General features: G+C 33.1%; 24 protein-coding genes. 9 read left to right on the top strand and 15 right to left on the bottom strand.

Annotated features, from left to right (window positions below; translation table 11 throughout):
• Window positions 1-88 precede the first annotated feature (88 nt).
• Both GIY83_RS17675 and GIY83_RS17670 read right to left on the bottom strand, forming a co-directional pair.
• Complete coding sequence (locus GIY83_RS17675; RefSeq protein ID WP_173970853.1) at window positions 89-511, bottom strand: hypothetical protein; 423 nt, start codon at window positions 509-511, stop codon at window positions 89-91.
• Window positions 512-719: 208 nt separating this feature from the next.
• Window positions 720-1,682 (bottom strand): hypothetical protein, encoded by a 963-nt coding sequence (locus tag GIY83_RS17670; protein ID WP_208682673.1) that lies wholly within the window; start codon window positions 1,680-1,682, stop codon window positions 720-722.
• A 103-nt stretch (window positions 1,683-1,785) separates the two neighbouring features.
• Here GIY83_RS17670 and GIY83_RS17665 point away from each other — a divergent pair, with 103 nt between their 5' ends.
• Both GIY83_RS17665 and GIY83_RS17660 read left to right on the top strand, forming a co-directional pair.
• Window positions 1,786-2,616: an LA_2272 family surface repeat-containing protein gene (locus GIY83_RS17665; protein ID WP_208682671.1), complete on the top strand. Its 831-nt coding sequence runs from the start codon at window positions 1,786-1,788 to the stop codon at window positions 2,614-2,616.
• Window positions 2,617-2,627: 11 nt separating this feature from the next.
• Window positions 2,628-3,227 (top strand): CDP-alcohol phosphatidyltransferase family protein, encoded by a 600-nt coding sequence (locus GIY83_RS17660; RefSeq protein WP_208682669.1) that lies wholly within the window; start codon window positions 2,628-2,630, stop codon window positions 3,225-3,227.
• Between the two features lie 92 nt (window positions 3,228-3,319).
• Here the strand turns inward: GIY83_RS17660 and GIY83_RS17655 are convergent, their stop codons facing one another.
• From GIY83_RS17655 to GIY83_RS17640, 4 genes are all read right to left on the bottom strand, one after another.
• On the bottom strand, window positions 3,320-5,455 hold the full coding sequence (locus GIY83_RS17655; protein WP_208682667.1) for a polyribonucleotide nucleotidyltransferase: 2,136 nt from the start codon (window positions 5,453-5,455) through the stop codon (window positions 3,320-3,322).
• Window positions 5,456-5,631: 176 nt separating this feature from the next.
• The gene (rpsO, locus tag GIY83_RS17650) at window positions 5,632-5,898 is read right to left on the bottom strand and encodes a 30S ribosomal protein S15 (RefSeq protein ID WP_041516556.1); all 267 of its coding nucleotides are present in this window, start codon (window positions 5,896-5,898) and stop codon (window positions 5,632-5,634) included.
• Window positions 5,899-5,985: 87 nt separating this feature from the next.
• The gene (locus tag GIY83_RS17645) at window positions 5,986-6,930 is read right to left on the bottom strand and encodes an energy transducer TonB (protein ID WP_194615897.1); all 945 of its coding nucleotides are present in this window, start codon (window positions 6,928-6,930) and stop codon (window positions 5,986-5,988) included.
• Between the two features lie 38 nt (window positions 6,931-6,968).
• Window positions 6,969-7,424 carry a GAF domain-containing protein gene (locus tag GIY83_RS17640; protein WP_208682665.1) on the bottom strand — a complete coding sequence of 152 codons (456 nt, stop codon included), beginning with the start codon at window positions 7,422-7,424 and terminating at the stop codon, window positions 6,969-6,971.
• Window positions 7,425-7,495: 71 nt separating this feature from the next.
• Here GIY83_RS17640 and xrtF point away from each other — a divergent pair, with 71 nt between their 5' ends.
• The 6 genes from xrtF to GIY83_RS17610 all read left to right on the top strand — a co-directional run bounded on the left by xrtF (window position 7,496) and on the right by GIY83_RS17610 (window position 12,225).
• On the top strand, window positions 7,496-8,032 hold the full coding sequence (gene xrtF, locus GIY83_RS17635; RefSeq protein WP_194615899.1) for an exosortase family protein XrtF: 537 nt from the start codon (window positions 7,496-7,498) through the stop codon (window positions 8,030-8,032).
• Window positions 8,022-8,468 (top strand): exosortase F system-associated protein, encoded by a 447-nt coding sequence (locus GIY83_RS17630; RefSeq protein ID WP_194615900.1) that lies wholly within the window; start codon window positions 8,022-8,024, stop codon window positions 8,466-8,468. The genes xrtF and GIY83_RS17630 overlap by 11 nt, the downstream gene beginning before the upstream one ends.
• Before the next feature lie 46 nt (window positions 8,469-8,514).
• A complete protein-coding gene (locus GIY83_RS17625; protein WP_208682664.1) occupies window positions 8,515-8,913 on the top strand; it encodes a hypothetical protein in 399 nt (132 codons plus the stop codon).
• A 105-nt stretch (window positions 8,914-9,018) separates the two neighbouring features.
• A complete protein-coding gene (locus tag GIY83_RS17620) occupies window positions 9,019-11,025 on the top strand; it encodes a TonB-dependent siderophore receptor (RefSeq protein ID WP_208682663.1) in 2,007 nt (668 codons plus the stop codon).
• Between the two features lie 47 nt (window positions 11,026-11,072).
• Window positions 11,073-11,414, top strand: a complete 342-nt coding sequence (locus GIY83_RS17615; protein WP_194615903.1) for a heavy-metal-associated domain-containing protein — start codon at window positions 11,073-11,075, stop codon at window positions 11,412-11,414.
• Window positions 11,415-11,544: 130 nt separating this feature from the next.
• Window positions 11,545-12,225 (top strand): DedA family protein, encoded by a 681-nt coding sequence (locus GIY83_RS17610; RefSeq protein ID WP_194615904.1) that lies wholly within the window; start codon window positions 11,545-11,547, stop codon window positions 12,223-12,225.
• 344 nt (window positions 12,226-12,569) lie between these two features.
• On the opposite strand, the gene rodA is transcribed toward GIY83_RS17610, so the two are convergent.
• The 6 genes from rodA to purH form a co-directional block, all read right to left on the bottom strand.
• Window positions 12,570-13,805: a rod shape-determining protein RodA gene (rodA, locus tag GIY83_RS17605; protein ID WP_194615905.1), complete on the bottom strand. Its 1,236-nt coding sequence runs from the start codon at window positions 13,803-13,805 to the stop codon at window positions 12,570-12,572.
• 14 nt (window positions 13,806-13,819) lie between these two features.
• Window positions 13,820-15,772 (bottom strand): penicillin-binding protein 2, encoded by a 1,953-nt coding sequence (mrdA, locus tag GIY83_RS17600; protein ID WP_194615906.1) that lies wholly within the window; start codon window positions 15,770-15,772, stop codon window positions 13,820-13,822.
• Window positions 15,769-16,275 (bottom strand): rod shape-determining protein MreD, encoded by a 507-nt coding sequence (locus GIY83_RS24965; RefSeq protein WP_228520401.1) that lies wholly within the window; start codon window positions 16,273-16,275, stop codon window positions 15,769-15,771. Before GIY83_RS24965 ends, mrdA begins: the two co-directional genes overlap by 4 nt.
• Window positions 16,268-17,092 carry a rod shape-determining protein MreC gene (gene mreC / locus GIY83_RS17595; RefSeq protein WP_194615907.1) on the bottom strand — a complete coding sequence of 275 codons (825 nt, stop codon included), beginning with the start codon at window positions 17,090-17,092 and terminating at the stop codon, window positions 16,268-16,270. Before mreC ends, GIY83_RS24965 begins: the two co-directional genes overlap by 8 nt.
• Window positions 17,093-17,200: 108 nt before the next feature.
• Complete coding sequence (locus tag GIY83_RS17590) at window positions 17,201-18,229, bottom strand: rod shape-determining protein (RefSeq protein WP_007804822.1); 1,029 nt, start codon at window positions 18,227-18,229, stop codon at window positions 17,201-17,203.
• Window positions 18,230-18,283: 54 nt separating this feature from the next.
• Window positions 18,284-19,810, bottom strand: a complete 1,527-nt coding sequence (gene purH, locus GIY83_RS17585) for a bifunctional phosphoribosylaminoimidazolecarboxamide formyltransferase/IMP cyclohydrolase (protein ID WP_194615908.1) — start codon at window positions 19,808-19,810, stop codon at window positions 18,284-18,286.
• 165 nt (window positions 19,811-19,975) lie between these two features.
• Here purH and GIY83_RS17580 point away from each other — a divergent pair, with 165 nt between their 5' ends.
• Window positions 19,976-21,223, top strand: a complete 1,248-nt coding sequence (locus GIY83_RS17580) for an ABC transporter permease (protein ID WP_208682662.1) — start codon at window positions 19,976-19,978, stop codon at window positions 21,221-21,223.
• Between the two features lie 217 nt (window positions 21,224-21,440).
• Here the strand turns inward: GIY83_RS17580 and GIY83_RS17575 are convergent, their stop codons facing one another.
• The 3 genes from GIY83_RS17575 to fbaA all read right to left on the bottom strand — a co-directional run bounded on the left by GIY83_RS17575 (window position 21,441) and on the right by fbaA (window position 24,157).
• Entirely contained in the window at window positions 21,441-22,043 is a 603-nt protein-coding gene (locus tag GIY83_RS17575; RefSeq protein ID WP_208682661.1) for a hypothetical protein, read from the bottom strand.
• 81 nt (window positions 22,044-22,124) lie between these two features.
• Window positions 22,125-22,979, bottom strand: coding sequence for an acetyl-CoA carboxylase, carboxyltransferase subunit beta (accD, locus tag GIY83_RS17570; RefSeq protein ID WP_056190173.1), 855 nt, complete (start codon window positions 22,977-22,979; stop codon window positions 22,125-22,127).
• Window positions 22,980-23,089: 110 nt separating this feature from the next.
• On the bottom strand, window positions 23,090-24,157 hold the full coding sequence (gene fbaA, locus GIY83_RS17565; protein ID WP_029271808.1) for a class II fructose-bisphosphate aldolase: 1,068 nt from the start codon (window positions 24,155-24,157) through the stop codon (window positions 23,090-23,092).
• Window positions 24,158-24,205: the final 48 nt, after the last annotated feature.

Here is a 24,205-nt window from a genome sequence, read left to right as displayed (position 1 = left end):
TAATCGTCATTAAATATTTGCCACAAAAAAATAGAGTTCTAAAAAACGTGGCAAATATATAATAAGTTTAAATTTATCTATGGATGAATTAATCTGCCGAACTTGTCTTTGTACCTCTAGATAGTTTTGGATCATCTCCTAAGCCGCCGCCTACAGTAGGAACGGTATATTGTAAGTAAGAGATAACTTCTGTGATATCCCCAACAGTGTCAGAGGTGTAATCTGTTTCTACATAATAAACATCATAAGTGTCCGGAGAAACTTTGTCCCATATATAGTCAAAGTAGATTGTGAAAGTACCATCTTTTTCTATTGCTGTATCCACTGTTGGTTTTTCTGATTCTACAGCATTGATGTATAGAGTAGCACAGATCTTTAAGGTTTTTACTCCTTTATTATCATAAAAGTTTGCCGAAGCCAGAGGAGGAATGGGGAAAGTTAGATTTTGGGGATCTTTAAATTTAAAATCTTCACAGTTGATTTTTTTGTTTTGAACAACTTTTAATGTCATAATAGGGTTTTTAGGGTTAATATGTTTATTTTTGGTGGGTTAAAGTTATTTTTTTTCTTCGAATAAAGGATAAAATTAATGTGTTTTTTTAGTTTAATTCCCGTTAAAAAAATAAATAAAGATTTGTGTTGAATTTAAGGAAAGTAAAAAACACCAAATTCGATTAAACAATTTGGGTTTCTATGTGAATCTCTAATTAAATCTATTTTTAAAAAAACAGATCAACTTGAGAGTTTATTTTTTCGATATAATAATCAATCTTTCTAATGGCTCTGTTAAAGAATAAATTTTGTTCTTTAATACCTGATTGTCCTAATGGCTTTGAATTGCTAATTTGCTGCTTAAAAAACTGATGTACGTTTTTACAACTGTCGCCATTATCAGTAATAAAATAACCAAGTAACGTATAAGGAACAAACATAGTCAGTTTCTCGTTAGTTTCAATGAGCATATTGTTGTTGAGTAAAATCAACTCGTTATAATAAATAGCAAAATTGGTATTGGGCTTGTTGCATTTTTCCTGTATTAAATTGATGATCCTTTTTAGGTCTTTGCAAAGTGCATTAGCGCTTTTTAAATCGAGTAAACCAGCTTCATGAAAATACAGAATCTGCTGTAGGCTACTGTTTATAGTGGTATCGTTCCAGATTTCGTTTACAAAAGTGTTTTCGTATGCTTTTTTTAGCTTTTGCATGAACTCGGTAAACGATTCTTCGATAACAAAATTCTCAAAAGAGACTTTTTTCTGATTTGTATTTAAAAGATTCAGCCAGACAAAAGCTTTGAATTTAGATAGAATAGTTCCGTCCATAAAATAAAATAGCGGAATATCTTTTGCAGAATAATACAATATGGTTTCTGGATTCTTTGTTAGTATTTCAACTTGTTCTGCCGAAGACTTAAAATACTGAAGCATATCTTTTAAAGTCTCTATTTCGATGGTTTTCTCGACAATGACCTTCTCTTTATTAGAAAATAAATTGTCTAAAGAGATATTAAAATGATGGGCAAGCTTAATTGCTTCATCTATAGAAAATTTACTCTTTTGAGATATTCTGCGGTGTGAAGCATCATAACTAATTTCTAATATAGCCCCTATCTCATCTATTAAAGAAACCGACGGAGAAACTTTAAGTCTAATTGCTTTTAATAAGGATTCCTGATACTTCATGATTTTGCGATAATCACAAATATAGCAAATAGTTTTATTGATTTATGCAAAACCGTATGTGATAATTGCAATACGTTTGCCTTGTAATTTTAAAGACAATAATATGAAAATAATAAATCAGATTATGAGTGTCAAATGTTTTGGCAGTTTTTACAGAGCGCAACTTATAGGTATTTTATTGTTTAATGGCTTTTGCTTTGGGCAGCATAATGTGCCAAAAGAGACAGATACTTTGGTAAAAAATCTTCCTGCAAGTTCTTCAATAATATTTGGAGATAATGATGTTGATTTGCATTATTTTAGATGGAAATCGAATAATTTAAGGAACGATAGTATAAAGATTTTTAGTTTATCTCCAATATCTAAAAGAGTCAATAAGGTAAATGGCTTTGCACTGGGAGTGGGGTATTATGAAAACAAAAATATTAAGCTTCAAACCATTAATGGATTAAATGTTGAAGCCAGTCCTCTTTCAGTGGCTTTATTCACAATTTCAATTAATGTTCCTTTTGAATCTTTGGTTGTTGGGATTAATGACAATGTTATTAGTAATGTAGCTTTTTTTGATGATTGCACAGCTACTTATATTAGGATAAATGGCTTGAATATCAGTTCAGGCGGATTTATGGGTGGTGCAGAATTAGGAGGGATGAATATTTCGATAATTTCAGGAATGAATAAAATGAATGGATTCTCTGTTGGAGGAATATTAAGTACTAAGAGTTTTTCTGGTGTAAGTATTTCAGGTCTGGCGAATATATCTGATTCTGGTAATGGAATTCAAATTGGAACATCGAATGTTTCCAGGCGACATAACGGAATTCAAATTGGATTGTTTAACAATTCTAAAGAATTAAGAGGAATGCAATTTGGTCTTTGGAATACAAATGGAAAACGCAAACTTCCTTTTTTTAACTGGCAATTCAAAAAATAAAAAATAAACAAATGAAAAATATACCAATTTTGCTTATTGCTTTCAGGCTTTTATTAGGGCCTGTTTTAATAACTCTAACTTATAATTATGGTAGTGAAATTAGAAAAGAATTGATTGTTTTGATCTTTCTTGGATTATTGTCTGATATTTTTGACGGAATTATGGCGCGAAGATTAGTAACTTCATCAGAAAAACTTAGAAGGATGGACAGTCAGACCGATTTGGTTTTTTGGCTTTGTGTTGCGTGGTGTTCCTGGTTGTTGAATCCTGAAATAATAATAAATAATGCCTGGTCAATTACTTTGATTTTTGTAATGGAAGCTTTAACGTATGTTTTTAGTTTCTGGAAATTTGGGAAAGAAACTTGTACGCACGCGTTGTTGTCTAAATTATGGGGAATAACGCTATTGCTTGCTTTTGTTGGAATGATTGGTTTTGGTTATTCCGGAATTACTTTTTCGCTGGCTATTATTTTTGGAATTATCGGTCATATTGATGTGTTGCTTATTATTCTGATTCTCCCAAAATGGACTTTTGATGTGCCAAGTTGTTATCATGCTTATTTAATTCGAAATAAAATTCCATTCAAGAAGAATAAGCTTTTTAATTGATTTAATGTTTAGGTATTTTAAACGAAAAACCCCAATTCAACTAAATGAATTGGGGTTTTCTATGAATAAACCTTTAGTAAACTAAGATCTGATTACTCTTTTTTCTCCTCACGTGGAGGTCTTGGTAAAAGTGCTTTTCTTGACACTTTTTCTTTTCTTGTTTTAGGATCAAGTCCTAAATATTTCACCTGGAATACATCTCCCATGTTTACTACATCAGTAACATTTTCAGTACGTTCCCAAGCTAGTTCAGATACGTGAAGCAATACTTCGTTTCCTGGTGCAGCAGTATATTCTACTACAGCTCCAAAATCAAGCATTTTAATTACTTTTACTTCGTAAGCTTCTCCCATTTGAGGTTTGAAAGTAATTGATTGGATTTTTGCCAATACCGCTTCAATTCCTGCAGGATCTGTACCTAAGATCTCAATAACACCTTGCTCATCAACTTCGTTGATCACAATAGTTGTTCCTGTGGCTTTTTGTAATTCCTGAATTACTTTTCCACCAGGTCCAATTAATGCTCCAATAAAGTTTCCAGGAATAGTTCTGGTGATGATTTTTGGAGAATGTGCTTTAACATCAGCTCTAGGAGCAGCGATAGTTTCAGTTAATTTTCCTAAAATGTGTAAACGTCCTTCACGTGCTTGGCCTAAAGCCTGCTCCATAATGTCGTAACGTAAACCATCGATCTTAATATCCATTTGACAAGCTGTAATACCGTCAGCAGTTCCTGTTACTTTAAAGTCCATATCTCCTAAGTGATCTTCATCTCCTAAAATGTCAGACAATACGGCAAATTTCTCACCGTCAGTAATTAATCCCATAGCAATACCAGAAACTGGTTTTACCATTTGAACTCCAGCATCCATCAAGGCCATTGTTCCTGCGCAAACCGTTGCCATAGAAGAAGAACCATTAGATTCCAATACTTCAGATACAATACGGATAGTGTAAGGACAATCAGCAGGGATCATGTTTTTCAAAGCTCTTTGAGCTAAGTTACCGTGACCAACTTCTCTTCTTGAAGTTCCTCTTAGAGGTTTTGCTTCACCAGTAGAGAAAGGAGGGAAGTTATAGTGTAAGTAGAATTTCTCTTCACCTTGTTCAGATGGAGAATCAATTTGATTCGCTTCTCTTGAAGTTCCCAGGGTTACTGTAGCTAATGCCTGAGTTTCTCCACGGGTAAATAAAGATGAACCGTGAACTCTTGGTAAATAATCAGTTTCACACCAGATTGGTCTGATGTCTGTAGTTTTTCTACCATCTAAACGAATACCTAATTCTAATACTACATTACGAACAGCTTCTTTGTTTGTTTTGTAGAAATATTTAGAAACTAAATCTCCGTCAGCAGCTAATTCTTCTTCAGTAAATAAAGCTTTTACTTCTTCTTTTACTTCAGCAAATGCAGCAGTTCTTTCGTGTTTAGCCGAACCAACTTTTGCAATAGCATAAATTTTATCGTAAGCTGCAGCTTTTACTTTTTTGTAAATTTCTTCGTTTTCTTTCTCACCTTCGTAAGTACGAGTTTCTTTTTTACCAAAAGCAGCTTGTAAACGTAATTGAGCCTGAATTTGAACTTTTATAGCTTCGTGAGCAAATTTGATAGCTTCTACCATTTCTGCTTCTGAGATTTCTTTCATTTCTCCTTCAACCATAGCCACTGAGTCCATAGAAGCTCCAATCATCATGTCGATGTCAGATTTTGCTAAGTCTTCTCTGCTTGGGTTAATTACAAATTTACCGTCGATACGTGCAACACGTACTTCAGAAATTAAGTTGTAAAAAGGAATATCTGAAACAGCTAATGCAGCAGATGCAGCTAAACCAGCTAAAGCATCAGGCATAACTTCTTCGTCATGAGACATTAATTGAATCATAACTTGTGTTTCAGCATGGTAATCGTCTGGGAAAAGCGGACGTAAAACACGGTCTACTAATCTCATTGTTAATACTTCGCTATCGCTTGGGCGAGCTTCTCTCTTGAAGAAACCACCTGGAAAACGACCAGCTGCTGCAAATTTTTCGCGGTAATCTACCGTTAATGGTAAAAAGTCTACCGCTGGGTTAGCGCTACGTGCAGATACTGCTGTTGCAAGTATCATCGTGTCGCCCATTCTTACTACTACCGAACCGTCAGCTTGTTTTGCTAAACGACCCGTCTCGATTGTGATGCTTCTGCCATCACCTAAATCGATCTTTTCTACAAATAATTGTGGAATCATAATTTTTCCTTATTGGTTATACAATGGGTTTTAGTTGTGTTGTAGTTGTTGTGTGTAGTTGTTGTTTATTCTAAAACCCAATGAAAAACCAAACTTTTTTTCTTATAAAATGCTTGTAATTAAATACAATCTGTAAAAACAAAAAGAGGCACTCTCGCACCTCTTTTCTATATTGATTATTTTCTGATATTCAATACTTTGATAATCTCACGATATCTGTTGATCTCTTTCTTTTTCAAGTAATCAAGCAACGATCTTCTTTTACCTACTAGTAATACTAATGAACGCTCAGTGTTGTAATCATGACGATTTTTTTTCAAGTGCTCAGTTAAGTGACTAATTCTGTAAGTAAACAATGCGATTTGAGCTTCTGCTTTTCCAGTGTTTGTTGCTTCACCGTGTTGTGCAAAAATCTCTTCTTTTTTCTCTTTAGTTAAATACATTCCAATATTATTTAATGATTTTTATGTATGTCGTACATCTTTTGTAAGACGGTGCAAAATTAGAACTTTTTTTTGGAAAAACGAATTTTATTGATTGTTTTTTACAATTCTAATAGGTATTGAATAGCTCCCCTGTGCAGGTATGCCTCTTATTAGTCTCGGATTCCATTTTCCAGCATTTATTATTGTAGCTATTGCTCTTTCGTTTAAAACGGTACTAAGTCCTTTTAAAACTCTTAGTTCAATAAGGTTTCCTTCTTTATTGATAATAAAATAAATATACATACTGCCGCATATTTTGTTTTCAGGAAGATCCATATTTTGGGAGATGCTTCTATAAAAAGATTGCATGCCGGATTTTGGTTCGGCTTCCTGAAATATAATTTTATAATGATGACCAATGTTTAAAGAGTCAATACTTACGCCGGATATTAGTTTTCCGTTTTCATAATTCTCTGTAAATGTACATTGAGTCTCTATGCCTTTTCCTTTCCAGATTCCATAAGGAAGGCCATTTTTTATTTTCCCGCTTTGTTCAAATTCTTCGTTTAGCTCTTTAAGTTCGCCATTACCATTTATTACCGTTTGCTCTTTTTCTGGATTCCAAAAGCTATTTACTTTAAAAAGTACTTCACCTTTTTTTTCAAAATATTCAAGTTCAGATTTTGGATTTCCATCTTCATACCAGTTAAACTCTTTTCCTGTTTTTTTTGTTTTTGAATAACTGACTGCTAATTCTTTATTACCATTTTCGTAATAATACACAAAAGGACCTTCTTCTTTAAGAATGTCCTTGTCAGATGATGTGCCAATCATCTGTAATTTCTTTGATTTGTAGTAATCCTTAACGGTATAAGTTTTTTTATTACCGGAATAATATTCTTTTATTACTCTTATATATTTATAGTTTTCATCTGTTGTTTCTATAGAGTTAGAATCCAGATAAATAACTTTGTCTAAAGTAGCGTCAGTTTGAGAATGTAATTTTGCTGAAATGATACAGAAAAAGAAAACGCGTAAAATTAGTTTCATAAAATGGTTAAAAGTAAAGTTACGCGAATGTATTATTTTTAGTACAATTTGGCAACTTCTTGATTTACGAATTCTAGAAAACGTTCGTCAGCTTCGGTAAAAGGATCTATAACGTGACTGTCGATGTCGATTTGACCAATATTCTGACCGTTTACAAACAAAGGAACTACGATTTCAGATTTTACTGTAAAACTACAAGCTATATAATTGTCTTGTGCGGCAACATCCGGCACTACAAAATTGGCGTTGCTTTCCGCTACTTGTCCGCATATTCCTTTTCCAAACGGGATCACGGTATGATCAGTTTCTGCCCCTACATACGGACCTAAATGTAAAGTTTTGGCTTCGTGATTGGCGAAATAAAAACCAACCCAATTATAGTATTCTATATTTGCATTTAATAGTTGGCATATAGCCAATAATTTTTCGTCTCTAACTAATTTTGTATCAGCTACAATAGCGCTTATTTTTGGTTCTAATTCCTGAAATGTCATAATCTTAAAATTTTATACAAAAGTATTTAAAGCTAATCTCAAAAATACATAAATTTGAAAAAAAAATTCTGTTGAAAAAATACCTCATTCAATTTAAGCCTTTCCTTATATTTATAAGCACTTTTTTTGCTGCTTATATTGTACTTACATTAGTCTATAAATTGTATCTCGATACTTTTGATGTAAATGATGTTGACGGAATAACCAATATAGTGGGTAAAAATGTCGCGCAATTAATGAATGTGTTTCATTGCGATATTAAAATTTATAAAAGTATTACCGATTCCTGGTTAGAGGTTTGGTACAATAAACATTATAGTGTGCGAATTGTTGAGGGATGTAATGCTGTGAGTGTTATAATCCTGTTTATTTCTTTTGTGCTTGCTTTTTCAGGAAAACTAAAAACAACGCTGTCTTATATTTTGTTCGGTATATTGTTCATTTATATTCTAAATGTTGTTCGAATCGCTCTTTTGATTGTGTTGTTGTTTTACTTTCCTCAGTACAATCATTTTTTACACGGTACTTTTTTTCCGCTCATTATTTATGGTTCTGTTTTTATCTTATGGATCATATGGGTAAATAAATTCTCTAAATATGCTAAGTAAACTGCTTCAACATAAAGGGAAGATTATAACGGCAATCTTTATTATAGTATGTTTTGGTGTTATAAGAGCTTTTGAGAGTAAATTGTTTTATGATCCTTTTTTGACTTATTTCGAATCTGATTTTAAAGATGCGCCTTTTCCCTCAATAGATTCTCTTAGACTTTTTGGCGGATTATTATTTCGTTATCTGCTTAATACTCTTTTGTCCTTACTTCTTATTTATACCTTATTTAAGGAGATTGAAATACTGAAGTTTAGCGCCATTTTGTATGCATTTTTTTTGATATTGCTTTTAGGGATGTTTTTTGTAATAATTAACTATTTTCGAGATTGGAACTGGCTTCTTTTTTATGTGAGAAGATTTATTATTCAGCCCATTTTTGTATTGTTATTTATACCCGCATTTTATTATCAGCAGCAAAATCTTAAAAAATAACATTTCATTAGATCTTTTTTTAACTCTTTTTTGGTAGTTTTGCATAATGAATTTAAAAAAGTGCACAGGATTATTTTTAGCGTTCCTATTGTTGGTTTCCAACATTGGGTTTGCTTTTGATGTGCATTATTGTGGTGGCGAAATTGCTTCTGTTTCATTAAACACTTCTGTTACTGCATCTCCTGAAAAGAAATGTTGTGGTGCATCTGAAAAAAAATCTTCTTGTTGTAAAGACAAAGTGGTTCATTTTGAGAAAAAATCTGATAATGCTACTATTAAGTTTTTCTTTTTTCAATTTGCTTTTCCAGCCGTAGTTCAGGAATTTAAACCCGTTGCTTTTCTGTCAATTCCAAATTTCAAAAGCAATCAAATCATTTCGTATTATTCTGATGCGAATGCACCCCCTTTATTTAAGCTGTATAGCCAATATATTTTTTATTCCTGATTTTAATGTTTAGAATCAAGCCTTTTATGGTTTGTACTATGCTGTTTTTTATTTAGAAAAGTTTCTACAAAACAGCCTTTTTCTAATTACATTAAAATCTTTTTTATGAAAAAAAATATCATGCTTTTGGGTATGATTTTACTTTCTGCTACTGCTTTTTCGCAAGAAGATCTGGACGAAGTAAAAATCACCAAAAAGCAAAAAGGAATTAAAAAATCTTATACCCTTACTGCTAATACAAGTGTTATTACAAGCAAAGAATTGCTAAAAGCTGCCTGCTGTAATCTGGCCGAAAGTTTTGAGACAAATCCATCTATCGATGTTAATTTCTCTGATGCCTTAACAGGAACGAAGCAAATAAAAATGCTGGGCTTAACGAGTCCGTATTTAATGATTACCGAGGAAAATATTCCTTCGGTACGTGGCGCTTCTCAGGCTTACGGATTGTCGTTTACACCCGGAACATGGATCGAGAGTGTACAAATTACCAAAGGTGCAGGAAGTGTTATCAATGGTTATGAAAGTATTTCGGGCCAAATAAATACAGAACTTCTAAAACCGTTAAATGACATTCCGTTCTTTTTGAATGTTTATGGTTCTACAGATGCGCGTTTTGAGGTGAATACTCATTTTAATAAAAAGTTATCTGATAAATGGGCGACAAGTTTATTTGTACACGGAAATGCGCGTGTGGCAAAAAATGACATGAACGATGATGGTTTTCTGGATAATCCTCTGGGGAAACAGATCAATGTTTTAAACCGTTATCAATATTATAATCCTGATAGTGGTTTGGTTAGTTTTATTAATTTCAGGTACATGAATGATAAAAAACAAACCGGAGAAGTTGATTTCGATAAAGACAGAGATCGTGGAACTACAAACTATTGGGGATCAGAAATCAATACTGAACGTTTTGATGTTTCTACCAAGATTGGATATGTTTTTAAAGATATGCCTTATCAGAGTATTGGTTTTCAGAATGCTTTTAACAGTCACAATCAAAACTCTTATTTTGGTTTGAATTTGTATGATATTAAGCAGAATAGTTTTTATTCGAATTTAATTTTCAATTCGATTATAAACAATACGATGCATAAGTTCTCGACCGGTTTAAATTTTACTTATGATCAGTATCAGGAATTTGTGAATGTAAATGACTACAGCAGAATTGATAATTCGGTAGGGGCGTTCTTTGAGTATACTTATGATAATGCAGATAATTTTAGCCTTATTTTAGGAGGAAGGGTAGACAATCATAATCGTTTAGGATTTTTTGTAACGCCTCGTTTGCATATGAGATATAATCCGTGGAAAGATGGTGTAATTCGTTTTTCTGCAGGAAGAGGAAAACGTTCAGCGAATATTTTTGCTGAGAATCAACAGCTTTTTGCTAGTTCAAGAACGTTTTCGATTTTAGATACAAACGGAAAAATTTATGGTTTAAATCCTGAAATTGCCTGGAATTACGGAGTGAGTTTTTCTCAGAAATTCAAACTTTTTAATAAAAATGCCGAAGCCGGATTTGATTTCTATCGTACCGATTTTCAAAACCAGGCAGTTGTAGACTTAATGCAAAGTCCGCAGGAAGTTTCTTTTTATAATTTAAAAGGAAGTTCTTTTGCAAATAGCTTTCAATTTGAGTTTAATTATGAGTTAATTCATAATTTGAATCTTAGAACGGCATATAAATATTATGATATTCAAACCGATTATTTAACAGGTACTTTTCAGCGTCCGTTGCAGGCAAAACACCGTTTTTTAGGAAATCTGGAATATGAAACAAACTTAAATGATGGTAAACAGTGGAAGTTTGATTATACTTTTAACTGGTCAGGAAAACAGCAATTGCCTTACACAGCATCGAATCCTGTAGAAGATCAGTTTCCTGATTTTTCACCTTCGTATGCTGTGATGAATGTTCAGGTAACAAGAATTATTTCTCCAGTTTTAGAAGTATATGTTGGAGGAGAAAACATAGGGAACTATAAACAACAAAAAGCAATTTTAGGAGCCGAAAATCCATTTGGTCCTAACTTTGATGCTTCTATAGCGTATGCTCCAATTTTTGGACAAATGTATTACGCAGGATTACGATTTAAAATAAAATAAAAGTTCAGTTTCAAAATCAATTTTAATAACAATAAATAATAAACAATATGAAAAATATAATTTTAATTGCAATGATCACTTTTTTAGGATTTTCAGCTCAGGCTCAAACTAAAAAGAACAAGAATTTAAAATATACTACAGAGGTAAACGGTAATTGTGAGCAATGCAAAAAAAGAATCGAAAAAGCAGCTTTTGCTGTTCCCGGTGTTAAGTCAGCAACCTGGGATATTAGTTCACATCAGCTTGCCGTAATTTTAAATGAAGAAAAGTCATCTCCTGAAGATTTGAATAAAGCTATTGCTAAAGTAGGGCATGATACTAAGGATGTTAAAGCAACAGATACTGATTATGAAAATTTACATTCTTGCTGCAAGTATGTAAGAGAATAATTATCTAACGAGCCCAAGTGTAAACTTGGGCTTTTAAATAGTTAATTTATCTTTAAAATATAGCAATTTATTGGTGTTGAAGCAAATTATTGTTAATTTCACGAACTTATAAATATAACCAAACGCATTTATGAATAATTTTGATTGGAGTCAATTAATTAACCCTGAATTTTATATTACATTAAGCATCGGAGGTGTTCAAATTGGTTTATTTATTGTTTTGTTTATAGTTTTTGCTGAAACAGGACTTTTTGCAGGTTTCTTCCTTCCGGGGGATAGTTTACTTTTCTTGGCGGGCATCTATAGCCGCGACTTAATGCTAAATGTAGTTGATATTCCGGCTGACTTTATAAATGTATTTGTGCTTTCAACTCTTGTTGCTATAATGGGGGTTTTAGGAAATATGACAGGATATTGGTTTGGAGCCAAAAGTGGATACTATTTGTTTAAAAAAGAAGATTCATTCTGGTTTAAGAAAAAATACCTTTTACAATCTAAAGATTTCTTCGAAAAGTATGGAGGGAAAGCTATTATATACGCGCGTTTTCTTCCAATTTTCAGAACATTTGCACCAATCATTGCGGGTATTGTTTCTATGGATAAAAAGAAATTCATGTTTTATAATATCCTGAGCTCTTTCTTATGGTCGTTTATCCTGATTTTTGCAGGACATTATTTATACGGAGTGTTCTTAAAACAAGGAATTGATCTAAAACATCATATTGAATATATCATTATCATCATCGTTATAATTTCTACTTTCCCGGTTTTAGTAAAGCTTTTAAAGAAAAGACCAAGCGAAAAGATATAATTGAAAATTAAAAATATAAAAAAGTCCGAAGTTTAAACTTCGGACTTTTTTATGCCTGAATATTATTTTTAGATACTGATAATATGGAAACGTTGCAGGTGTAACATTGTCTGGTTACGATACGTAACTCAACGTAACCTCAAGGTTGAAACCTTGGGCTATAGGTTGTATTTGAGATTATTCTTTAATTGAAGTTATCATGCCTTTTCAGTAACGAATTTATAGAAGCTGATACCAAACACGGCTTAACTAAAAAAACTTAAGGTTTCTGTTACTACTCCAGCGATTAAAAGGTTTGGATTTGGAATTTGGAATTTTTTATATTTGGAATTTGTCTCAAAAGACTACCATTCATTTACCTTATTTGCATCCATTTTTAAGAAGATAAACAGTAAAATAGTGAATCCCCAAAGTCCTGAACCTCCATAAGAAAAGAAAGGAAGCGGAACTCCAATGGTTGGAAAAATCCCGATAACCATTGCGATGTTTACAAAAAAGTGAGTAAACAAAATTCCGGCCACACAATAGCCATAAACTCTGCTGAATTTTGTTTTTTGTCTTTCGGCCAAATAAATTACTCTTAATAGTAAGCCCACAAAAAGTGCAATAACCACCACAGATCCTGCAAAACCCCATTCTTCACCAACAGTTGTAAAGATGTAATCGGTATGTTGCTCAGGCACGAATCCTCCTTTGGTTTGAGTTCCTTCTAAGAAGCCTTTTCCAATCCAGCCTCCGGATCCAATAGCAATTTCTGATTGGTTAGTATTGTATCCAATACCTTTCATATCGACAGTTTTACCTAATAAAATATTAAAACGGTCACGGTGATGCTGCTTAAAAATATGGTCGAAAACATAGTCTACAGATAAAACAAAAGCCGAAATAACAGCTAGTAAAATACCGCTTAAAAGAATGTTTCTATCGACAGCCCTGCCTTTAAAATGTATGATAATTAATACTCCCAATGCAATTAAAATAACTGCGTAAGGTTCTAAAACAAGGGTTAAAACGAATAGTAAGATAGTGATAAAACCAGTCCAAACATACCAGGAAGGTAATCCTTCTCTGTACAAAACCACAATAAAAATACTGTAGATTAAAGCACTTCCTGGATCGGGTTGAGGTAAGATCAATAATACTGGTAGAAAAACAATAGCCAAAGCCTGAACCTGTCTGTTTACTTCTTTCAGGTTAATCTGTGTATCACTTAAATATTTTGCTAATGCCAATGCTGTAGCAGCTTTTGCAAACTCAGAAGGCTGTATTGTAAAGCTTCCTATTGCATACCAACATCTTTGGCCCGCAATGGTTTTTCCAAAAAGAAACAAACCGGCTAAGGATAATAATGAAACCCCAAAAATGATACTCGCGTATTTTTCATAAAACTTTCCGTCAACAAAAAGTACGATGAAAATCAAAGGAATGGTACAGCCAATAAAAATTAACTGTTTTTGATAGGTTCCGTCGGTAGATAATAATGAAGAGGAATAAATGTTTAGCCATCCCAATATTACCAACGCAGTGTAAATAAAAACACTTATCCAGTCAATGTTATTTTTTATACTTTGGTTTTTCATTTGAAATAATTGTATTAATTTTCTTGGGTGGTATCTAAAAGGACTTTTTTAACTTCTACTTTTGGCAGCTTTGCTATTTTTGCACTCATAACGGAGTCTTTCGGAGTAGATTCAATAGCGCTCGCTGCAGTCGGTCCTCCTAATTTTGCATATTCACTTACAAGACTTTTGTTTAATACCCGAATTTCTAAATCAGTCCTTGTGATTTTTTTTCTTAAATATTTTTCGATCATTAAACTAGCAATTGGTCCTGCAACTGTAGCACCAAAACCTCCATTTTCAATCATAATTGCAATAGCAATTTTAGGGTTGTCTTTTGGAGCAAAAGCAACAAATATAGAGTGGTCTTTAAGCTGAGTTCTTTTTCCGTTAATTTTAGCAAAGTTTTCTGCTGTACCTGTTTTTCCGCAAATATCAATTCCATTTACTCTAAGTGATGCAGCTGTACCTTTGTTGTAAACATCAAATAAACCACTTATGACCGGTGGGAAATATTTTTGATCAATTGTAGTTACGTGTTTTGTTGTAAACTTAGCATCGATTTTTTTGCCTTCAATTTTCTTAATGATATGAGGCGTATAATAATACCCTTGATTTGCAACAGTTGCCATCATATTAGCAAGCTGAATAGGAGTCATTAAAACCTCACCCTGGCCAATAGCGTTGGATACAATCGTTGAGCTTCTCCAGCCTCCATTAGGATAGATTTTTTTGTATGTCTTAGAAGTTGGAATATTTCCTCTTTTACCTGTTGGTAAATCATAGCCCATAAATTGACCTAATCCAAAACTTTTTACGTGATCACTCCAAACATCTACTGCCTTGCCCGGGTCTTTGTATTTATTAATAGTTAACATATACGCCTGGCCAAAGTATGTGTTGCAGGAAAGGTAAATCCCATTATGCAATTGATGAGGTCCAAAGCCGTGGCATTTCATAAAACGACCACCACCATAACTAAAACCGTGGTGACACATAAAAGTAGTTTGCTCATTAACAACACCTTCTTGTAATGCAACCAAACCCGTCAGAATTTTAAAAGGTGAGCCCGGAGGATATTCTGCCAAAAGTCCTCTATCGTATAAAGGTTTTGCAATAGAATCATGATATAAAAGCGTGTAGTTTTTAGATCTTTGCCTTCCCACCAAAATACCAGGATCATAAGAAGGAGCGGTAACTAATGCCAGAATTTCACCTGTTTTAGGTTCAAGGGCAACAATTCCACCTCTTTTATTGATCATTAATTCTTCACCATATTTTTGAAGTTCAGCATCAATAGTTAAATTAATGTCTTCTCCGGCAACAGCGATAGTGTCGTATTTGCCTTCTTTATAAGAACCAATTTCTCTGTTGTATTTGTCTTTCTGGATGTATTTTACACCTTTTATTCCACGTAAAACTTCTTCGTAGCTTTCTTCAACACCTTGTCTTCCAATTAAGTCACCACTATTGTAATAAGGGTTTTTAGCAATTAATTTTTCATTTACCTGTAGAATAGAACCAAAAATATTGGCGCCATAATCTACTTCATAATCACGAAGAGAACGTTTCTGGAAATAAAAGCCTTCATATTTTCTGATTTTTTCCTGAAAAGCGGCAAATTCAGATTTGTTTAATTGCGGTAGAAATACAGACGGTAATCTTGGGCTGTATACTTTGGCTTTTGCAATTCTCTTTTCATAATCTTCTCTGGTAATATTAAGCAATGTGCAAAATTCGTCAATATTAAGGTTTTCCTTAATCTCTCTCGGGATTACCATGATGTCATAAGAAGCTTGATTCGCAACTAGTAGCTTTCCGTTTCGGTCATAAATATAGCCTCTTTCAGGATAGTCATACTGCTTCTTGATTGCATTATTATCAGATTTTAACTTAAAAGAATCGTCTATAATTTGCAAATAAAATACCCTCATCACAAGCAGAGATGCTGCGATAATAATTAAAGAGGGCAGCAGAATTTTTCTCATCGTTTATTAGGCTTAATAAGGTAAATTATGATAATTGAGGTGATTATTGTAAAGATTGAGCTAAATAATGTTCGTAGTAAAATATCCCAGATAAATTTAAACTGAAACGCTTCCAGTATGAATAATACGATATGGTGTAATAAAACAGATACAAAAATAAATGAAAATCGTTCAGGAGTTAATGAATCGTTTAACTTGATAGTCTGATATTCATAACTTAATCCAAACGAAAATTTAAATATATAAGGTCTGTAATAGGCGAGGATAACGCAGGCTGTTGCATGAATTCCTCCTGAATTACAAAACATATCCATAGTAAGACCCAGTAAAAAACTAGAAAATATTAATCCCGCTCTATTACTGTTTACCGGATACAAAATAATGTATAGGATGTATGGGAAGGGACTTATGTACCCTAATAAGTTCATATTATTAAAAATAACAATCTGAATTGCTAGTAAAATAATAAATCGAAAAATATTGCCTAACACAGCGCTATTCATTCTTTCTCTTGTTTTCTAAATTAATAAGTTCTTCTCTGTCCTTACTCTTGATAATATATACATGACCTAAATTTGTCATATCGTTAAATAATTTAACATTTATGACATAGTAACTTGTGTTTTCTTTTATTGAAATTTTGTCAACCGTACCAATATTAATTCCTTCTGGAAAAATTACAGATTGGCCACCGGTAACAATGGTATCGCCTTTTCTAATAGAAGCTAGTCTAGGAACATCTTCAAGCTGAACAAATCCTGTGCTCTTTCCATTCCACGTTAACGAACCAAAATGATTTGACTTTTTTAGTTTTGCATTAATATGAGATTTCATATTCAAAATACTCACTACTGTAGAGTATCTTGGCGAGGTATTATCAATTACACCAATAATTCCTAAACTGTTAATTACCCCCATATCCTGTTTGATTCCGTCATTTGATCCGGAATTTAAAGTAATGTAGTTTTCGTGCGTATTGTATGAGTTGTGAATTACTTTTGAAACTATAATATCCGCAGGTTTTACTCCTTTTACGCTATCAGCTAAAGGAATTTTTGTAGTGTCTTCCTTATTGAATAAAAGACTTTTTAATCTTGCGTTTTCAAGTACAAGTTCGTCGTTTTCGGTTCTTAAATTCAAATATTCATTTACATGATTGATTTTTTCATAAACACCTCCGCTTAAAAAATTAGCTGAGCTGATTACTTTACTTCTATGAAAAGAATGCGATTGAATTGTGAGTGCCAACGAAATACCTAAAAGCAGCAAAAACAGCAATCGATTACTGTTTCTTATAATGAAATTAAAAATTTGCTGCATTTCTTGTTTGGTTATTTTGTTTCAGGATATGCTATTAAGTTTCCAATTTTATAAGAGTCAAATAAATTAAATTTGACTCTTATAAAATTATATTGATTATTTTGAATCTTATTTAATTAAGATACTTTTAAATTTTGCAATATTTTTAAGTGCCATTCCGGTTCCACGAACTACAGCTCTTAACGGATCCTCAGCAATATAAACAGGTAAATCTGTTTTTTGCGAAATACGTTTGTCAAGACCTCTAAGCATAGATCCACCACCAGCTAAATAAATACCAGTATTGTAGATATCTGCAGCTAATTCAGGTGGAGTTTGAGATAATGTTTCCATTACCGCATCTTCAATACGCTGAATCGATTTATCTAATGCTTTAGCAATTTCACGGTAAGAAACATCAACTTGTTTTGGTTTACCGGTAAGTAAATCTCTACCCTGAACTGACATGTCCTCAGGAGGACCATCTAAATCTTCGATAGCGGCTCCAATCTGAATTTTTATTTTTTCAGCAGTACTTTCTCCCACAAAAAGGTTGTGTTGAGTACGCATATAATAAACGATATCATTGGTGAAAACGTCACCTGCAATTTTTACAGATTTGTCGCATACAATACCACCTAATGCAATAACTGCAATTTCTGTAGTACCACCTCCAATATCAACAATCATGTTTCCTTTTGGCTGCATAATGTCGATACCAATACCAATTGCTGCTGCCATTGGCTCATGAATCAAATAAACTTCTTTTCCGTTTACTCTCTCACAAGATTCCTTCACAGCTCTCATCTCCACTTCGGTAATTCCTGAAGGAATACATACTACCATTCTTAAAGCTGGAGTAAACATTCTTTTTTTCAATGCAGGAATGCTTTTGATGAACATGTTGATCATCTTTTCCGAAGCATCAAAGTCGGCAATTACACCGTCCTTCAAAGGCCTTATGGTTTTGATATTTTCATGCGTTTTACCTTGCATCATATTGGCTTCTTTACCAACAGCAATGATTTTGCCTGATATTCTGTCACGTGCAACGATTGACGGACTATCAATAACAACTTTATCATTATGTATGATTAAAGTGTTTGCGGTACCAAGGTCTATCGCAATATCCTCGGTCATGAAATCAAAAAATCCCATAAGTTTTTTAGGGGTTTAAAATGTTATAAATTATTTTGAACAAAGTTAAACAAATTAATGTTTAAAATGACGTGTTCCTGTAAATACCATTGCAAGATTATTTTCGTTGCAATAATTTATGCTTAATTCGTCTTTTATTGAACCTCCAGGCTGAATAACGGCCGTTATTCCTGCTTTTTTAGCTAATTCTACACAATCCGGAAAAGGGAAAAATGCATCACTTGCCATAGAAGCGCCGGTTAAATCAAATCCAAAAGCTTTAGCTTTATCTACAGCTTGTACCAAAGCATCAACTCTTGATGTTTGGCCAGTACCTGAAGAAATTAATGTTCCGTTTTTTGCAAAAACAATCGTATTTGATTTTGTGTTTTTGCAAATTTTTGAAGCAAATATCAAGTCTTCTATTTCCTGAGCGGTTGGCTCTGTAATAGTAACGGTCTTTAAATGCTCTTTAGTATCTGTAATATTATTTCTGTCCTGAATTAACAAACCGTTAAGACATGTTCTCACTTGTCTTGAAGGCAATTCAACTTCATTCTGAACTAATATAATTCTGTTTTTCTTTTCTTGTAAAACGGCAATTGCATCGTCATCATAACTAGGGGCAATTACTACTTCACAGAATAATTTGTTGATTTCCTGTGCTGTAGTTAAATCAATTTTAGTGTTTGCAATCAAGACTCCGCCAAAAGCAGAAGTTGGGTCGCAAGCCAAAGCTGCTAAATAAGCCTCGCTAATTGTTTTTCTTGAAGCTAAACCACAAGCATTATTATGTTTTAAAATAGCAAACGTTGGTCCGTCAGTTTTAAACTCATTAATTAAGTTTACTGCCGCATCAACATCTAATAAGTTATTGTAAGATAATTCTTTTCCGTGAACTTTTTTGAACATCGCATCAAAATCTCCAAAAAAGAAGCCTTTTTGATGTGGGTTTTCTCCATATCTTAAAACCTGACCATCTGCAATGCTTTCTTTATAGATAGTTTCGTCAGTATTAAAATAATTAAAAATTGCACCATCATAATGAGATGAAACGTGAAACGCTTTTGTAGCAAACAATCTTCTGTTCTCAAGAGTTGTTGCTCCGTTTTGCTCTGTAATTAAATCAAGAAGCAAACTATATTCGTTAACCGAAGCTACAATTACAGTATCCTTGAAGTTTTTTGCACCGGCACGAATCAATGAAATTCCGCCAATATCAATTTTTTCAATAATGTCCTGCTCGCTTGCGCCAGAAGCAACTGTTTTTTCAAACGGGTACAAATCAACAATAACTAAATCAATCTGAGGAATATCAAATTCCTTCATTTGTTGAACGTCACTTTCGTTATCCTGACGGTTTAAGATTCCACCAAAGATTTTCGGGTGCAAAGTTTTTACTCTTCCACCAAGAATTTCAGGGAATGAAGTAATGTCTTCAACCGGAACTACAGGAATTCCAAGGTTTTTTATAAAATCTTCAGTTCCTCCAGTCGAATAAAGTGTTACGTTTTGTTCGTGTAATTTTCTAACGATTGGCTCTAGTCCATCTTTCGAAAAAACAGAAATTAATGCTGATTGTATTGTTTTAGTTGTGCTCATTGTGTAGTTATGATTTTCAGACTGCAAAAGTAGTTTTTTTAAATATTATTTTAAAGAAAATTAGTGTAACATTATGCTAAAAAAATCTACTGATGAGTAAGTTAACTTTTATTAGGATTTTGTTTTTAATTTATTGAATTTTACTTTTATGAAAAATACACGTATATGCTGGTTTATCTAAGGTTATTAAAAGAAAGTTTCCGCTTTGCCATAAACGCTTTGCGAAATAATAAACTGCGTACCTTATTGTCGCTGTTGGGTGTTACGATTGGTATTTTTTCGATTATTGCTGTATTGGCAGCGGTAGATTCTTTAGATCGAAAGATTTCAAAAGATTTGAGCAGCTTAGATAAAAATACGATTTATTTAATGAAATACTGTTTTGGACCTTCTGAAATTCCGCAATGGAAAAGAGAACAGTTTCCCAATGTAAAATATGACGAATATATAAGTTTAAAAAATTCGCTTAATAATACAGATCAGGTCGCTTACCAGCTTTTTGTAAATCACGAAACTTTAAAATACGATTCAAAAACGGTTAGTGATGTTAATATAGTTCCTTCGTCTAGCGAAATGGTAGATATCGAAGGATTGAGTTTTGATAAAGGAAGATTTTACAACGAATCCGAATCGAATTCTGGAAGTGCTGTTATTGTTCTTGGATATGATATTGCCGAAGGGCTTTTTGGAACAAGTGATCCTGTTGGGAAAAATATTCGTTTGTACGGACAGCGTTTTACCGTAATTGGTGTGATTAAGAAACAAGGTGCAGGTTTTTTTGGTGATAGTAATGATACATCGGTTTATTTGCCAACAAACTTTTTACGCAGAATGTACGGCGACAATGATGCAATGACGCCGGTTATTGTTTTAAAACCTGTAAAGGGTGTAGACATGGATGCTTATAAAGCCGAAGTTGCCCAAAAACTAAGAGCAATTCGTGGAATGAAAGCAGGGGAGTCTGACAATTTCTTTATTAATGTACTTTCCGGTTTTACTGATTTTGTGGATGGAATTTTAGGAAGCTTACGGTTTGGAGGAATATTTATTAGTTTCTTTTCTTTCCTGGTTGGAGGTTTTGGCGTGGCCAATATTATGTTTGTTTCTGTAAAAGAACGAACAAACCTAATAGGGATTCAAAAATCTTTAGGAGCAAAAAACCGATTTATATTGTTTCAGTTTTTGTTTGAAGCAGTTATACTTTGTTTGATAGGCGGAATGATTGGTTTATTGATTGTTTGGCTGATGTCGATGCTTTTGACTAATTTGTTAGATTTTGAATTTGTTCTAAGTTTCTGGAATATAATTATCGGTGCAGGATTGTCAATTTTAGTTGGTGTGATATCCGGGATTTTACCGGCAATTTCAGCAGCAAAATTAGATCCGGTTGAGGCGATTAGAACTGGAATGTAGGTTTTGAGAAAAGGTTCAAAGGCTCAGAGTTACAAAGGGACAAAGGTTTTTGGATTTGTATAATTTACAGATGAACAATTTATGTTGTAGAGATGGAATTATTCCGTTGAATGTGAAATTGCTTATGATTGGATAGCCTCCAGCTTTAGTAAAGAATTTATGCTTCGTAAAGTTGTGAAGATTAAAAAAAAACAAAGAAACATTCTTTGGATTTTTTTTAGTTCTTATTTGGAAATTTAATTTTAGTTCGATCCCATTTAATAGAATCAGAATAATAGTAGTCGTTATTGGTTTTGTATTTTAGAACAGTATCTTCTTCCTGGGTTGTTCTTCTTATCGCATAAGCTTGTAGTTGGTTTTTGTTTGTAAACTTGAAAAAGGATGTGTTTTTTATAGTGTCATTTTGAGACGCAATAATTAATATTCGCCTGTTTTTCTCTTTACTTAGAATATTTTCTGATAAAAAATCATCTAAACTAGTTTGAGGAATTTTAACAATGTCTTTGGGTTGAAGATCAAGGAAATGAGGAAGAGTGTCTTTTTCACTGCCATAACTACAAAATTCGAGGAAGTATCTTTTTTGATAAAAATATAAATTTCCTTTTTTGTCAATTATTAATTGGTTCTCGGCATAGAAGCCTTTCCTTGGAGGGGGAGCAAATCTATCAGTATGTTTTTTTATGGAATCGTAATATTTTTCAAGTTTCACATCTTCATATGAGATGATGTAAGTTTTGTTTTTCTCAATAATCTTTTCTTCTTTCTTACCACAATTCAAAAGAAAAAAGCAAATCATAAAACCAATAAATACGTTCTTCATAAACTAAGATTTAAAATAAAGATATAAAAAAATCCCATCAGCCGAAGCGAATGGGATTTTATATGTTAAGAAGTTCGAAAACTATCTAATTGTATTATTCTGAATCAAATCGATATATAAGTTGATCTTATCTTTCAATTCTTTTCTTGGCGTGATAAAGTCTAAGAAACCGTGCTCTAATAAGAACTCAGCAGTCTGGAAACCTTCTGGTAAATCTTTACCAGTTGTGTCACGAACAACACGAGGACCGGCAAAACCAATTAAAGCCCCAGGCTCAGAGATATTAATGTCTCCTAACATTGCATATGATGCAGTTGTTCCTCCTGTAGTTGGGTCTGTACAAAGCGAAATGTATGGTAATTTAGCTTCGGCTAACTGAGCTAATTTTACTGATGTTTTAGCTAATTGCATTAACGAATAAGCAGCTTCCATCATACGGGCTCCACCTGATTTAGAAATCATTACAAAAGGTAATTTGTTTTTGATCGCGTGATCAATACCTCTGGCAATTTTTTCTCCAACAACCGCTCCCATAGATCCACCAATAAAGGCAAAATCCATACAGCAGATAACAAGTTCTTTTCCTTTAGATTTTCCCACTCCGGTACGCACAGCGTCTTTTAAGTGAGTTTTCTCCATTACATCTTTCAATCTTTCTGCATATTTTTTTGTATCCACAAAATGCAAAGGATCTTTTGATGTCATGTTTTTATCCAATTCAACAAATTCATTATTGTCGAATAAAATTTCAAAATAGGTTGCGCTTCCAATTCTAACATGAAAATCATCTTCAGGACTAACAAATAAGTTTCTGGCTAATTCGTCAGCATCAATAATTTTTCCAGTAGGAGATTTGTACCACAATCCTTTAGGAACGTCCATTTTGTCTTCGGTCGCAGTCGTAATCCCTTTTTCTTGTCTTTTAAACCAAGCCATTTTTTTAATTTTAGAATGTAGATTTTAAAGTTTAGATTTTTCAATCTGATTCAAAATTTAGATTTCAGGCTTTTTTAGAAGTCTGAAATCTAAAATCAGAAGTCTAAAATTTAAAGTGTATTTACGTTATTCAAGTCAGCAAAAGCTTGCTCAAGTCTTGTATTGAATGTCACTTCGCTTTCACGTACCCATTTTCTTGGGTCATAGTATTTTTTGTTAGGAACATCAGCACCTTCTGGGTTACCAATTTGAGTTTTTAAATAGTCAATGTTTTTAACCATATAATCACGAATTCCTTCAGTATATGCAAATTGTAAATCTGTATCAATATTCATTTTGATAACTCCGTATCCAATAGCTTCTCTGATTTCTTCAAGTGTAGAACCTGAACCTCCGTGGAAAACGAAATCTACCGGGTTAGCACCAGTGTTGAATTTGTTTTGAACGAAATCCTGAGAATTTTTTAAGATTTTTGGAGTTAATTTTACGTTACCTGGTTTGTAAACACCGTGAACGTTTCCAAAAGCAGCTGCAATTGTAAATTTAGGGCTCACTTTAGATAATTCTTCGTAAGCGTAAGCTACTTCTTCTGGTTGAGTATATAATTTTGAGCTATCAACATCAGAATTGTCAACACCATCTTCTTCACCACCTGTAATACCAAGTTCGATTTCTAATGTCATTCCCATTTTGCTCATTCTGGCCAAATACTCTTTACAGATCTCAATGTTTTCTTCGATTGGCTCTTCAGACAAGTCGATCATATGAGAACTGAATAATGGTTTTCCTGTTTCTGCGAAATGTTTTTCAGAAGCATCTAATAAACCATCAATCCAAGGTAATAATTTTTTTGCACAGTGGTCAGTATGTAAAATTACGGTAGCACCGTAAGCCTCTGCCAAAGTATGAATGTGTTTTGCTCCGGCGATACCTCCAGCGATTGCTGATTTCTCGTTAGCGTTAGATAATCCTTTTCCAGCGTTAAATTGTGCTCCTCCGTTTGAAAATTGAATGATAACTGGCGCATTTAGTTTCGCTGCAGTCTCAAGAACTCCATTGATTGTGCTAGACCCAGTAACATTTACTGCTGGTAAAGCAAAACCTTTTTCTTTTGCATAATTAAAAATTTCCTGTACTTGATCTCCTGTAGCTACTCCGGGTTTAATATTGTGTGCCATTGTAATTTTTTTTAGTTGTTTTTAGTTTTTAGGTTGCAAAAATAAGAA

This window comes from Flavobacterium sp. SLB02 (assembly GCF_009664855.1).
GTDB lineage: Bacteria > Bacteroidota > Bacteroidia > Flavobacteriales > Flavobacteriaceae > Flavobacterium.
Note: the sequence above shows the minus strand (reverse complement) of the source record. Positions and strands in the feature narration are given on the sequence as shown.

Bases quoted from the DNA above. Each gene is read 5' to 3' on its own strand.
- mreC (WP_194615907.1), bottom strand. From the start codon at position 17,092: ATGCAGCAAATTTTTAATTTCATTATAAGAAACAGTAATCGATTGCTG.
- GIY83_RS17670 (WP_208682673.1), bottom strand. From the start codon at position 1,682: ATGAAGTATCAGGAATCCTTATTAAAAGCAATTAGACTTAAAGTTTCT.
- GIY83_RS17615 (WP_194615903.1), top strand. From the start codon at position 11,073: ATGAAAAATATAATTTTAATTGCAATGATCACTTTTTTAGGATTTTCA.
- fbaA (WP_029271808.1), bottom strand. From the start codon at position 24,157: ATGGCACACAATATTAAACCCGGAGTAGCTACAGGAGATCAAGTACAG.
- GIY83_RS17655 (WP_208682667.1), bottom strand. From the start codon at position 5,455: ATGATTCCACAATTATTTGTAGAAAAGATCGATTTAGGTGATGGCAGA.
- GIY83_RS17665 (WP_208682671.1), top strand. From the start codon at position 1,786: ATGAAAATAATAAATCAGATTATGAGTGTCAAATGTTTTGGCAGTTTT.
- GIY83_RS17610 (WP_194615904.1), top strand. From the start codon at position 11,545: ATGAATAATTTTGATTGGAGTCAATTAATTAACCCTGAATTTTATATT.
- GIY83_RS24965 (WP_228520401.1), bottom strand. From the start codon at position 16,275: ATGAATAGCGCTGTGTTAGGCAATATTTTTCGATTTATTATTTTACTA.
- GIY83_RS17580 (WP_208682662.1), top strand. From the start codon at position 19,976: ATGCTGGTTTATCTAAGGTTATTAAAAGAAAGTTTCCGCTTTGCCATA.
- GIY83_RS17645 (WP_194615897.1), bottom strand. From the start codon at position 6,930: ATGAAACTAATTTTACGCGTTTTCTTTTTCTGTATCATTTCAGCAAAA.
- GIY83_RS17620 (WP_208682663.1), top strand. From the start codon at position 9,019: ATGAAAAAAAATATCATGCTTTTGGGTATGATTTTACTTTCTGCTACT.
- GIY83_RS17660 (WP_208682669.1), top strand. From the start codon at position 2,628: ATGAAAAATATACCAATTTTGCTTATTGCTTTCAGGCTTTTATTAGGG.
- GIY83_RS17675 (WP_173970853.1), bottom strand. From the start codon at position 511: ATGACATTAAAAGTTGTTCAAAACAAAAAAATCAACTGTGAAGATTTT.
- rpsO (WP_041516556.1), bottom strand. From the start codon at position 5,898: ATGTATTTAACTAAAGAGAAAAAAGAAGAGATTTTTGCACAACACGGT.
- GIY83_RS17625 (WP_208682664.1), top strand. From the start codon at position 8,515: ATGAATTTAAAAAAGTGCACAGGATTATTTTTAGCGTTCCTATTGTTG.
- GIY83_RS17640 (WP_208682665.1), bottom strand. From the start codon at position 7,424: ATGACATTTCAGGAATTAGAACCAAAAATAAGCGCTATTGTAGCTGAT.
- purH (WP_194615908.1), bottom strand. From the start codon at position 19,810: ATGAGCACAACTAAAACAATACAATCAGCATTAATTTCTGTTTTTTCG.
- accD (WP_056190173.1), bottom strand. From the start codon at position 22,979: ATGGCTTGGTTTAAAAGACAAGAAAAAGGGATTACGACTGCGACCGAA.
- GIY83_RS17575 (WP_208682661.1), bottom strand. From the start codon at position 22,043: ATGAAGAACGTATTTATTGGTTTTATGATTTGCTTTTTTCTTTTGAAT.
- rodA (WP_194615905.1), bottom strand. From the start codon at position 13,805: ATGAAAAACCAAAGTATAAAAAATAACATTGACTGGATAAGTGTTTTT.
- GIY83_RS17630 (WP_194615900.1), top strand. From the start codon at position 8,022: ATGCTAAGTAAACTGCTTCAACATAAAGGGAAGATTATAACGGCAATC.
- mrdA (WP_194615906.1), bottom strand. From the start codon at position 15,772: ATGAGAAAAATTCTGCTGCCCTCTTTAATTATTATCGCAGCATCTCTG.
- GIY83_RS17590 (WP_007804822.1), bottom strand. From the start codon at position 18,229: ATGGGATTTTTTGATTTCATGACCGAGGATATTGCGATAGACCTTGGT.